Origin of the sequence: Sphingobium sp. B11D3B, assembly GCF_025961735.1 — a bacterium.
Lineage (GTDB): Bacteria > Pseudomonadota > Alphaproteobacteria > Sphingomonadales > Sphingomonadaceae > Sphingobium.
Genome location: NZ_JAOQOF010000001.1, coordinates 2130841 through 2142530, shown reverse-complemented (window position 1 = coordinate 2142530; position 11690 = coordinate 2130841). Strand labels below are relative to the sequence as shown.

General features: G+C 65.8%; 10 protein-coding genes. 7 read left to right on the top strand and 3 right to left on the bottom strand.

Annotation, left to right across the window (positions count from 1 at the left end):
- Window positions 1-140: 140 nt before the first annotated feature.
- A complete protein-coding gene (locus M2333_RS10085; RefSeq protein WP_181558816.1) occupies window positions 141-902 on the top strand; it encodes a CsgG/HfaB family protein in 762 nt (253 codons plus the stop codon).
- A gap of 167 nt (window positions 903-1069) precedes the next feature.
- Entirely contained in the window at window positions 1070-2368 is a 1299-nt protein-coding gene (locus M2333_RS10080; protein WP_264611660.1) for an FAD-dependent oxidoreductase, read from the top strand.
- Window positions 2369-2401: 33 nt separating this feature from the next.
- On the opposite strand, the gene M2333_RS10075 is transcribed toward M2333_RS10080, so the two are convergent.
- Window positions 2402-2815, bottom strand: a complete 414-nt coding sequence (locus M2333_RS10075; protein ID WP_264611659.1) for a hypothetical protein — start codon at window positions 2813-2815, stop codon at window positions 2402-2404.
- On the opposite strand from M2333_RS10075, the gene M2333_RS10070 reads away from it, so the two are divergent.
- Window positions 2805-4973, top strand: coding sequence for a TonB-dependent receptor (locus tag M2333_RS10070; RefSeq protein ID WP_264572153.1), 2169 nt, complete (start codon window positions 2805-2807; stop codon window positions 4971-4973). The genes M2333_RS10075 and M2333_RS10070 overlap by 11 nt on opposite strands.
- A 127-nt stretch (window positions 4974-5100) precedes the next feature.
- Window positions 5101-5703 carry a nuclear transport factor 2 family protein gene (locus tag M2333_RS10065; RefSeq protein WP_264611658.1) on the top strand — a complete coding sequence of 201 codons (603 nt, stop codon included), beginning with the start codon at window positions 5101-5103 and terminating at the stop codon, window positions 5701-5703.
- A gap of 43 nt (window positions 5704-5746) precedes the next feature.
- On the opposite strand, the gene M2333_RS10060 is transcribed toward M2333_RS10065, so the two are convergent.
- Window positions 5747-7162, bottom strand: a complete 1416-nt coding sequence (locus tag M2333_RS10060; RefSeq protein ID WP_264611657.1) for an AtzE family amidohydrolase — start codon at window positions 7160-7162, stop codon at window positions 5747-5749.
- A complete protein-coding gene (locus M2333_RS10055; protein WP_264611656.1) occupies window positions 7159-7473 on the bottom strand; it encodes a DUF4089 domain-containing protein in 315 nt (104 codons plus the stop codon). The genes M2333_RS10060 and M2333_RS10055 overlap by 4 nt, the downstream gene beginning before the upstream one ends.
- A gap of 99 nt (window positions 7474-7572) precedes the next feature.
- Between M2333_RS10055 and M2333_RS10050 the strand changes: the two genes are divergently transcribed.
- From M2333_RS10050 to argE, 3 genes are read left to right on the top strand one after another with little or no spacing between them, the layout of a single operon-like run.
- Window positions 7573-9213 carry a CocE/NonD family hydrolase gene (locus M2333_RS10050; protein ID WP_264611655.1) on the top strand — a complete coding sequence of 547 codons (1641 nt, stop codon included), beginning with the start codon at window positions 7573-7575 and terminating at the stop codon, window positions 9211-9213.
- Complete coding sequence (locus M2333_RS10045; RefSeq protein ID WP_264611654.1) at window positions 9210-10505, top strand: cytosine deaminase; 1296 nt, start codon at window positions 9210-9212, stop codon at window positions 10503-10505. Before M2333_RS10050 ends, M2333_RS10045 begins: the two co-directional genes overlap by 4 nt.
- On the top strand, window positions 10505-11668 hold the full coding sequence (gene argE, locus M2333_RS10040) for an acetylornithine deacetylase (protein WP_264611653.1): 1164 nt from the start codon (window positions 10505-10507) through the stop codon (window positions 11666-11668). Before M2333_RS10045 ends, argE begins: the two co-directional genes overlap by 1 nt.
- The last annotated feature ends 22 nt before the right edge of the window (window positions 11669-11690 follow it).

The following is an 11690-nucleotide window of genomic DNA, read 5'->3' as shown; positions in this document are numbered from 1 at the left end:
CAAGACATGAGGAGCGCCGCCTGTCATGCGCCGCCGCCGTGCAGTCGTTAACCTTGTGCCGGCATTTTGCTGTGATAAACAGCGGGCCTTGTGGTTCGGCAGGGGCGTCGACTGCATAATCCTTGTGGGTGAGGTAACACATGAAACTATCGATCAAACTGGCGCTGGCGCTGTCCGCGATCGGCCTGGTGGTGCAGCCGGCCATGGCGCAATCCTCGGGCCGCAAGGCGCAGGACAAAGGCACGCGCGACATCCCGCGTTGCACCAAGAATCTGGGCACCGTCGCCATCGTCGAGCCGGACACGCAGTGGTGGCGCGAGCTGAGCCTCGGCAGCCCCGAAGCGATCCTGCGCATCTTCATCCAGCAGTCCGGCTGCTTCACGCTCGTTAACCGCGGCCGCTCGATGCAGAACCGCGCGATGGAGCGCGCCCTGGCCGATCAGGGTGAGCTGCAGGCCGGCAGCAACATCGGGCGCGGTCAGGTGAAGGCGGCGGACTATTTCCTCCAGCCGGACATCGTGACCTCCAACAAGAATAGCGGCGGCAACGCTCTGGGCGGCATGCTGGGCGGCTTCCTGGGCCGCAGCACGTTCGGCGCGCTGGCCGGCGGCATCAACATCAAGAAGAGCGAAGCCAATGTGACGCTCTCCATCGTGAACGCGCGCACCACGGTCGAGGAAGCGATGACCGAGGGCTATTCGCGCAAGTCGGATCTGAGCTTCGGTGCCGGCGGCGGCGCGGGCTGGTGGGGCGGTTTTGCCGGCGCGGCTGGCGGCGGCTACCAGAACACGGATATCGGCCAGGTCATCGTGCTGGCCTATCTGGATGCCTATACCAAGCTGGTGACCCAGCTCGGCGGTCTGCCCGCCAATGCCTCGGCAGCAGCGCCCGCTGCACGCTGAGCGGCATCGGTACATCGATCTGAAAGGGCGGGCCGAATGGTCCGCCCTTTTCGTTTGGGCGCGCCTATCGCTCCACGGGCGTCGCTCTCATGCGCACGGCCCTTGCCTCGCGCGCAGCCTCGGCTAGGCTGCCCCCCGCAAGACACATTTTCTGGAGAGGCCGTTCCATGCGTCATATCGCCATCATCGGGTCTGGCCCTGCCGGCTATTATACCGCGGAAGCCTGCCAGAAGCAGTTCGGCGAGGATGTGGCGATCGACATCATCGACCGGTTGCCCGTCCCCTTCGGCCTTGTCCGCACCGGTGTCGCGCCGGATCACCAGTCCATCAAGGCCGTATCCCGCCGCTATGAGGCCGTGGCCTTGACCGACACGGTGCGCTTCGTCGGCAATCTCGTCATCGGGCGCGACGTGTCGATCCCGGAGCTTCAGGGTCTTTACGATGCCGTGATCCTCGCCACCGGCGCGCCGTCGGATCGCCCGCTGGGCGTGCCCGGCGACGATCTGCCCGGCGTCATCGGCAGCGCGGCTTTCGTCGGCTGGTATAATGGCCATCCCGATCATGCCGATCTCGCACCGCGCATCGACGAGCGCGATGTGGTCATCATCGGCAATGGCAATGTCGCGCTGGATTGCGCCCGCATCCTCGCCAAGACCGCGCGCGAGCTTGAGGAGAGCGATGTCGTCGCTCATGCCTATGACATTCTCAATAAAGCGCAGCCCCGCTCGATCACCATCTTGGGTCGGCGCGGCCCGGCGCAGATCGCGATGACGCCCAAGGAACTGGGCGAGCTCGGCCGGCTGGAGCGCGCCTCCGTCCATGTCGACCCCGCCGACCTGCCACCGACCTCGGTCGATGAGGCGCTGGAGCCGGGGCAGCGCAAATCGCTGGCGCTGCTCCGCCAGTTCGCCGAGCCATCGCCTGAGAAGGTGGTGGCGATCCGGTTCGATTTCTTCGTCGTCTCTGAGCGTGTAGAAGGGGAGGGACGCGTCGAGCGGCTGGTGCTGGAGCGGACCCGGCTCGATGCCCAGCAGCAGAGCATCGGCACCGGCGAGCGCGTGACCATGCCGGCCGATCTTATCATCAGCTGCATCGGCTACCGCACCCCGCCCATTCCCGACGTGCCTTATGACGAGGCACGCGGCCGCTTCGCCAATGAGGAGGGTCGCATTCGCCCGGGCCTTTATTGCGTCGGCTGGGCGCGGCGCGGGCCGAGCGGCACCATCGGCACCAACAAGCCCGATGGCTTCCTGATCGCCGAAGCCATCGCCGCCGACCAGCCCGCCGCGGCCGGCAAGCAGGGCCGGGCTGGCCTGGACGCGCTGATCGCCGAGCGCGATCTGGAGATCGTCACCTTCCGCGACTGGCAGAAGATCGACGAAGCCGAAATCGCCCAAGCCCGCCTCGGTGCCCCGCGCGAGAAGTTCGTGCGGATCGCGGACATGGTGAAGGCGGGGCGGGGGTAGGGGGGCGCTCTCCGGCCGCCGCTTCTTTGATCCCTAATTATACATGCCCGCACCGGTCTCACCGTTGCGGCGACTCGGCTGGCGCAGGCGTCGCGCTAAGACACTTCGATTTGATCCGGTGGTCGTCGCCTGCTTTGGTTCGTGATCGTTCGGATCTCGTGAAACCTCGATAAAACCGCCCTTTGAAGGTTGATCCACGCAGGCGCCGCACATTTGAGCCTCTGTCAAAAAATCGTCACGACCCTCTTTACATAAGTAAGCACGCTCTGCATACATACCAACGCCGAACGGGGAGGGCTCAACAGGATAAACATCGCTCACGCTGCGCGTGGGCTCGAGGCGGTAACCGATGTGAGCTCTGGCCTGCGGGCATGACAGGTTTATCTGGAGGAAGCCCACAATGTTGTTTGCACGCAAGCCCGAGGCATCTTTGACGATGTCCCACAAAGCGTTTCTCGCCCTTCTTCTGGCTTCGACGAGCGCGCCGCTGATGGCTGCCGATGCCGCAGACACCGCCGAAGGTGGCGACATCATCGTCACCGCCCAGCATCGCGAGCAGCGCGTCACCGAAGTGCCGATCAGCCTCAGCGTCGTGTCCGGCGCGCAGGCCGCTGAATCCGGCGCGTCGAGCACGCTCGATCTCGCCCGCTTGGTGCCCGGCCTTTCCATCGGCCAGAACTCGGGCGACGGCGACTTCCCGTTCATCTCGTTGCGCGGCGTCGCCATGCGCGACTTTGCCGACACCAATGAGAGCCCGTCCGCCGTTTATGTGAACGAGTTCTACAAGGCGAACCTGATGGGTCTCGATTCCCAGATGTTCGACATCAGCCGCATCGAGGTGCTGCGCGGTCCGCAGGGCACGCTTTATGGCCGCAACGCGACCGGCGGCCTCATCCACTTCATTGCCGCAGCGCCGACCGAGCAGCTGGAAGGCCATGTGTCCGTCACCTTCGCCGAGCGCAATCGCGTTCAGGCCGAAGCGGCGATCAGCGGCCGGCTGTTCGGCAACCTGCTGGGCCGCGTCAGCGTCTTCCGCCACCGTTATGATGGCTACATCAAGAACAATTTCCCGGGCGGGGAAGACGGCAACGCGCTCAACGCCAGCGCCATTCGCGGGCAATTGTCGAACCAGTTCGCGGACAATCTGAGCGCCGAGCTGTTCGTGCAATATTACAAGAACGACAATGAAGCGGGTAACATGTTCACCCACATTGCCGTGACGCAGGACCCGGTGACGGGCCTCTCCACCCGCAATCCGGGCGGCGTCGACTCCTTCGGCTATGGCGACAGCAAGCCGCTGGAGACGAACACCAACTTCGATGCCTATATGCGCTCGGAGCAGTTCACCGCCATCGGCAAGATCAAGGCGGACCTCGGCTTTGCCGAGCTGACCTCCATCACCGGCTTCGAGAAGGGCAAGAAGGACGCGGCGTTCGACAGCGACTCAACGCCCGGTGCACGCTCGACCGAAGTCCACCCGCGCGCCGAGCAGTTCTCGCAGGAGCTGCGCCTGGCGGGCGTGAACGGGCCGCTCACCTGGGTCACCGGCCTCTATTATTTCGACTATAATGTGAACGGCTATCAGCGCCGCACCACCTCGGCCGCCGCCGGTCCGCGCCGTCCGGTCTATTATGATCTGGACAGCGAGAGCTGGGCGATCTTCGGCAATGTCGACTATGCGCTGACCTCGACCCTCACCGCGACGGGCGGCGTGCGCTATACCGAGGAAGACAAGGAATACGACCTCAACAACACGGACACCGGACCGGTGTTCAACACCACCACGGTCGGCGATCTCGCCAAGCGCAACGATGACAGCACGAGCTTCACGGCGCGGCTGAGCTGGGCGCCGCAGCGCGGGCAGCTGTTCTATGCGGGTGTGGCGCGCTCGTTCAAGGCCGGCACCTTCAACGTCGGTTACACGTCGCTTCCGCTCTCGGCCATCTCGGTCCGCCCCGAACGGCTGACCAGTTACGAAGCCGGCGCCAAGTTCGCCACCTACGACAATCGCTACAGCATCAGCGGCGCGGTGTTCCATTACCAGTATAAGGACAGCCAAGCCTACCAGTTCGATGGCGTGTCGCTCTCCTCGACCACATTCAACCGCGATGCCGAGATCACCGGTGCCGAAGCCGAGTTCGCGGCAGAGCCGGTGCAGAATCTGCGCCTGCGTGGATCGCTGACCTATCTGGATGCCAAGCTGCTCGACGTGCAGCTGCCCGGCCTCGCCAATAACGGCCCGGTGGTCGATCGGCGGATGCCGTTGGCCCCCAAATGGTCGTGGAACCTGACGGCCAATTATCGCGTGCCGAACGTGCTTGGCGGCACGCTCGGTCTGCAGGGCGACATCGCCTATAAGGGCGTGCAGTATTTCGACGCCTTCAACAGTCCCAGCCAGCGTGAGGCAGCCTACGCCTTGTCAAACGTCCGCCTCTCCTGGACCGATGCAAGCGACTCGCTGACCCTCGCTGTCTTTGCCGAGAATGTAACGGACAAGCGCTATCGCACCGCCGCGTTCGACCTCGCATTCCTCGGCATGGCGACCGAAGTCTGGGGCCGTCCGCGCTGGATCGGCGGCAGCATTTCCTATCGCTTCGGCAGCTAGAGCCTCGGGTCGCATCCGATCGCTCAATCGCCGTGGTGTCAGTGCAAGCCGACACCACGGCGATTTACTTTTGGGGCAAGACGCCCGCACATGGGGCGGGCCAAAACAGCGGGAAGGGAGCCAAGGCATGAGGATTGTCCGAGCATCGCGCAGCCGCTGGGTCTGGATCGCGGCCGCCTGCGCGGTCCTGTCCCCGATGCCGGCCATTGCCGAGCAGGCGGCTCCCGCAAAACCCAGCGTCATCTACACCGGCAAGATGGAGGCGCGCGGCACGACGCGCGCGCAATATCAGCGCCTGATCCTCGATCTCGCCCATGTCTGGGCGGATTGTGATGCCGATCTCATGCGCCGCATTCTGACGGACGATGTCGATTTCTCCTATCCCGGCCGCCGCCTGATCGGCCGCGATGCCGCGCTCGCTGACCTCGAGGGCTTCTGCAAGGTTGCGACCGACCGCAGCATCTACTTTCCCGCCGATGCCTTCTACATCGACGTGCGCAACGGTCGCGTGGCGGCGGAAGTCCAGTTCCGCGTGACCCAGAATGGCGAAAAGCAGGTCGTCAACGACGTGTGGATCGCCACGGTGCGCAAGGGGCGCATCGCGATCATCAAGGAGTATCTGGATGGGCGCGTGCGCCTTCTCCAGGCCGAGGGGAAGCTCACTTATGGCGAGGACGCGCCGTTCCTCACGCCTTGGCCGCCCCGCGTGGAGCAGCCGGCAAAGCCTTGAAGGTTAGCCCTGACGCTCGACCCCTGATGCCAGGGCCCGAGCTTCAGGCGTTTTCCGATACCGGCGCGCAATGTGCCACGCTGGAGACAGCCACGCCGGCTGCTTCCAGCCGCGCCGCGATCTGGAAGATCTTGGCCTCGGCCCAAGGCGCGGCGATGATCTGGACGCCCACCGGCATGGGGCCGCTGGTCATCACCGGCGCGGTCAGCACGGGCAGGCCGATATAGCTGATCGGTTGGGTGTAGATGCCGACATGCGCGCGGGCGAGCATCTCCTTGCCGCCCAGATTGAGGGTCTGCTGGCCGAGCTTGAGCGCCGCGCAGGGCGTGGCAGGGGCAAGCAGCACATCATAGTGCGCGAAGGCCCGGCGCGCCGCCTCGCGAAACCGGTAGCGGAAGCGCTGGGCCTGCACGACGAGGGTAGAGGGGAGCAGGGCACCGGCGAACAGGCGATCGCGCGTCGCCGGATCGAACTGGTCCGGGCGCTGGCGCAGGGCATCGATGTGCAGATTGCCGCCCTCGGCCGCCGTGATGACGAAGGCCGCATAGCGAGCGATCTCGGCTTCATCGAGCTCGACATAGCGATCCGCATTCAGGGCGTCGGCAACCTTGTCCACGGCTTCCACCGCGACATCCTCGGCATTGCCGCGGAACCAGCCGCCCAGAACGCCGACGCGAAACCCATCGGTGTCTTCGCCAAGTCGGTCCAGAACCGGGTCGGGCGTGGCCGTTGAGCAGACGGGATCGCGTGGGTCCGGCCCTTGCAGCACGTCATAGGCCAGAGCGAGGTCGGCCACGCTGCGGGTCATCGGGCCGATATGATCGAGGCTGGACACGAACGGGAAGGTGCCCGCACGCGAGAGGCGACCATAAGTCGGCTTGAGCCCGAACAGGCCGCAGAAGGAGGCGGGCACGCGGATCGACCCGTTGGTGTCCGATCCCATGCCGACATGGGCGAGGCCCGCTGCGACAGCAGCGGCTGCCCCGCCGGACGAGCCCCCGGCGAGCCGCCCGAGATCATGCGGATTGCGGGTCGGGCCGAAGAAATCATTCTCGGTCGTGAAGCCGTAGGCGAATTCATCCATGTTGGTCGATGCGACGATGATCGCGCCGGCCTCGCGCAGCAGCCTTACGGCGGTCGCGTCTTCGCTGGCGGGCGGGGCCTCGCGGCGCATCTTGGCGCCGGCGAGCGTCACCTCGCCGGCAATGTCGAACAGGTTTTTCACGACGATCGGCACGCCCGCCATGGGGCCGCCGGGCTCGCCGCGCGCAATCGCGGCATCGAGCGCCGCTGCCGCAGCCAGGGCCGACTCGGAAAAGACAGCCGTGCAGCTGTTGATCAGCGGATCGAGCCGTTCGATGCGTGCCAGCATGTCGCGCACCACATCCGATGCGCTGAACGTCCCGGCATTCACCCCGCCGGCGATCTGCGCCGCGCCCATTGCTGCAAAATCGGTCATGGCCGGAACACCGGCGCGGCTTCCAGCGCGGGATCAAGCTCAAGGGCGAGCAACGGGGCACTCTGGACGAGGATGAGGTGAAGATTGTTAATGACGCCCTCGCGATATTCGGCCGGCACCGGCAAGCCGATGATTTCCGGCGCGGCCGCCACATAAACGGCCACTCCGTCCCGATCGCTGATCTGGTTTTGCTTTTGCGTATTCGTCATTTGATCCTTGTCCGGACGACCGGCGGGCTGAAATCTTTGGAAATCAGATGTTTCCTGGTGCCGGTCGGCGCCGGCAGAATCTTTTATGCATAATTTGCTCACTTAGGCAATTGTGCAGTTGCTGCATCGCGATTAGCCTTTGGGTTAAGACAGGCGCGGCGCTGCCCCGCGCCGGACCGGAATGCTGGATCGAAAATGATGATGGATACGCGCCCCCCTGAACTGCTCTCCATGACGACGCGTGACGGCGTTCGGCTGGATGCGGACGTGTATCGGCCCGCGCCGGCGGGAGACTATCCCGTGCTGCTGATGCGCCAGCCTTATGGGCGGCGGATCGCGACGACGGTCTGCTTCGCGCATCCGGCCTGGTATGCGGCGCAGGGCTATATCGTCGTGATTCAGGATGTGCGGGGCCGAGGGACATCTGAGGGCACCTTCGCACTGTTCGAGCAGGAGGCCGCGGACGGCGAGGATGCGATCAACTGGGCTGCGGGACTGCCTGGATCGACCGGCGCGGTCGGCATGTACGGCTTCTCCTATCAGGGCGTGACCCAGCTCCTCGCTGCGGCGACGCTGCCGCCTGCGCTCCGGGCGATCGCCCCGACGATGGTCGGCTGGGATTTGCGGCAGGACTGGGCGTATGAGAACGATGCCTTCTGCCTCGCCGCCAATATTGGCTGGGCAGTGCAGCTTGCGGCGCAGAACGCCAAGCATGCCGGGGATGCCGACGCCTTTGCCGATCTGGCGCAGGCCGCACGGGCGCTGGCCTTGGGGCACGGCAATCATGCGCGGCCCGACATTCTGCACCGCCATGCGCGCCATGTGCCATTCTATCGTGACTGGCTCGACCGGGATTTTGCGGACCCCTATTGGGCGCGGATTTCCCCGTCCGCCCATGCGGATCGCCTGACCCAGAGCGGGCCGCCGGCGCTGTTCGTGACGGGATGGTACGACACCCATCTTCCCGGCACCGTGGCGGCCTATCGGGCCTATGAGCAAGCGGGACGTGCAGATGCCGCGCTGGTCGTGGGGCCGTGGACGCATTTCCCCTGGGGCCGGCGGCTTGGCGGCAAGGACTTTGGCGAGGCGGCCATCGGAGAGATCGACCAGTTGCAACGGGCGTGGTTCGACCAGCACCTCAAGGGGGAGGGGGAGGCGATTGCGCCCTCCCGCGCCGTGCGACTGTTCGACATGGGGCGCAAAGCCTGGCGGGATTTTCCGGCATGGCCCGGCGAGCAGCAATGCTGGCAGATCGGCAGCGGCGGTCGCGCGGCGCTGGACGAGCGCGACGGCGTTCTGGCGCCGGATTGCGAGACGCAGGCGCCGGCGGATTATCTGGTGCACGATCCCTGGCGCGCCGTGCCGACCACGGGCGGGGCCTTCGGCGCGGTGCCGGGACCGGTTGACCGCACCGATGTGGATGCCCGGCCCGATGTGCTCACCTACACCAGCCCGCCGATGGCGGCGCCCGTGACGATGGCGGGCGAGACGGTCGCTGCGCTGGAGGTGACAGCGGATTGCCCGAGTTTCGACCTGAGCTGCATCCTCACCATCGTTGATGAAGCCGGGCGCAGCCATCACCTGTCGGAAGGCTATGCCCATTTCGCGGTCGCATCCGACGGCTCTGCCACTGTGCGCTTGCGCCCGACATGCGCGACAATACCCGCCGGGGCTCGCCTGCGGCTGGCGGTTTCGGCGGCGTCTTTCCCCGCCTATCCCATCAATCCCGGAACCGGCACGCGACCGGTGGATGCCGGCGTGGAGGAAGCGGGCGTGATTACGCTGCGTCTGAACCTGGCCGAAAGCCGGCTGGTGTTGCCGGTGCTGGAGGAAGTGCCATGACGCCTCAGGATTTGCTTCCGCACGATCTCGCGTCGGGCGAGCCCTTCGTCCTGCGCGGCGTGCATGTGCCCGCCACCTTCACGGCTTTTGAGGGCGGCGCGGAGATCGTCACGGCGGACATCGGCATCGAGCAGGGACGGATCGCCTTTGTCGCGCCGTCGCTCGCCGAGACGCCCAGCGCGTGGCGCGACATCCGCCTGGATCGCATGATGGTCTGGCCCTGTTTCGTGGAAGCGCACACGCATCTCGACAGCACGCAGATCTGGGCGCGCTCCCCAAATCCCGATGGGACGTTCGGCTCTGCGGCCAGCGCGATCATCGCCGACCGCGAAACCCACTGGACGCCCGATGACATGCGCCGGCGCATGGATTTCGGCCTGCGCTGTGCCTATGCCCATGGCGTGCGCGCGATGCGCACCCACCTTGCCTCCCAGAACGAGCAGATCGAGCAGCGCTGGGAGATTTTCTCGGAGGTGCGCGCAGCCTGGGCCGGGCGGATCGACCTGCAGGCCGTGCCGCTAATTTCCACCGATGTGCTGGCGGACGATGTCTGGTTCGCGCGGGTGCTCGATGTCGTGCGCCGTCATGGCGGCGTGTTGGGCGGCTTCGCGCATGTCTCGCCGCTGGTCGATGCCAGCCTTGAGCGGCTCTTCGACGCGGCAGACAAATACGGCCTCGCGTTGGACTTCCACGCCGACGAGACGGACGACGCGACCTCGGACATCGTGCGGCGGGTCGCGACGCTCGCCGACCGGCGGGGCGGGGGGATGCAGGTGATGGTCGGCCATTGCTGCAGTCTCGCCGTGCAGGACGAGACAGAGGTGGACCGCACGCTGGACCTGATGGCACGGGCCGGGCTTTCCGTGGTGAGCCTGCCGGGCTGCAACCTCTATCTGCAGGCGCGCGCGCCGGGCCGCACGCCCCGTTGGCGCGGCGTCACCCTTCTGCACGAGATGGCCGCGCGCGACATTCCCATCTGCATCGGCGGCGACAATTGCCGTGATCCCTACAATCCCTATGGCGACTTCAATCCGCTCGAATCCTTTCAGGATGCGGTGCGGATCGCGCATCTCGATCATCCGGTGGGGGACTGGCCGCGCAGCGTCACCACCACGCCCGGCGCGCTGGTCTCGCAGGCGCAGGCGATTGTCGCCGGTGCGCCCGCCGATCTCGTTCTCTACCGGGCGAAGAGCTATAATGAGCTGTTCGTACGCCACGGCGCGGGCCGGCTGGTCATGCGCGACGGCATCTTCATCGATGCCCCCCTCCCTGACTTTAGCGAGCTGGACTGATGCTGGATCACGCTCTCGAAATTCTGGAAACGCTGGTCGCGTTCGACACGACGTCCAGCAAATCCAATCGCGCCCTCATCGATTGGGTCGCCGCGCGGCTCGCCGAGCGAAACATCCCCTATTGGCTGGTAGAGGATGCGGATGGCGGGAAGGCCAATCTGCTCGCGCGGATCGGGCCGGATGTGCCGGGCGGGATTGTCCTGAGCGGACATAGCGATGTCGTGCCGGTCGATGGCCAGCCGTGGACCAGCGATCCCTGGACGGTGACCCGCAGGGAGGGCCGGCTCTACGGGCGCGGCGTGGCGGACATGAAGGGGTTCATCGCGCTGGCGCTCGCGCTGATCGACACGCCGGCGGTGCAATCCCTGCAGCGCCCGCTGATCCTCGCGATCACCTATGATGAAGAGGTCGGCTGCCTTGGCGCGCCGCATCTGCTCGATCAAATGACGGCGTTCGTCCCGGCGCCAGCGCTGGCGATCATCGGTGAGCCGACCAGCATGAAGATATTGTCGGTCCACAAGGGCATGCGGGTGTTCGACGTGACGGTGACTGGGCGGGAAGCGCACAGCAGCCAGCGCGATCAGGGGGTCTCCGCGATTGCCGCTGCTGTCGAGCTGATGAGCCTGATCGGCCAGATGAATGCGCAGGCGCAGGACGCGATCCGGGCCGACGATCCATGCAGCCCGCCGGGTACGACGCTTTCGGTCGGCATCGTCAACGGCGGCACAGCGGCGAACATCCTCGCGCGCCAGTGCACCTTCCGCTGGGATCTGCGCTCGCCCAGCGAGGCCGAAGCCGACGGCTATGAAGCGCGCTTTCGGGCCGCGGCGCAGGCGCTGGATGCCCGCATTCGCGAGCGTGCGCCGGAGGGCGGGGTTGTGATCACCCAACTGGCCAGCGCGCCGCCGCTGGAGCTGGATCGGGACAGCGCCGCTGAATCCTTCGTGCGGTCGTTGACCGGCGATAATGGGCTGAGCGGCGCGGCCTTCGTTGCGGAAGCGGGGCTTTATCAGAAGATCGGCATCCCGGCGGTGCTGTGTGGGCCGGGCTCCATCCTCCAGGCCCACCAACCGGACGAGTGGATCGAGATCGACCAGCTGCGCGCCGGTGCGGACTTCTTGATGCGTTTGGCGGACCGCTTGTCGAACGAAACCAAAGGTTAACGAAACTGGCCCGGCTTATTTG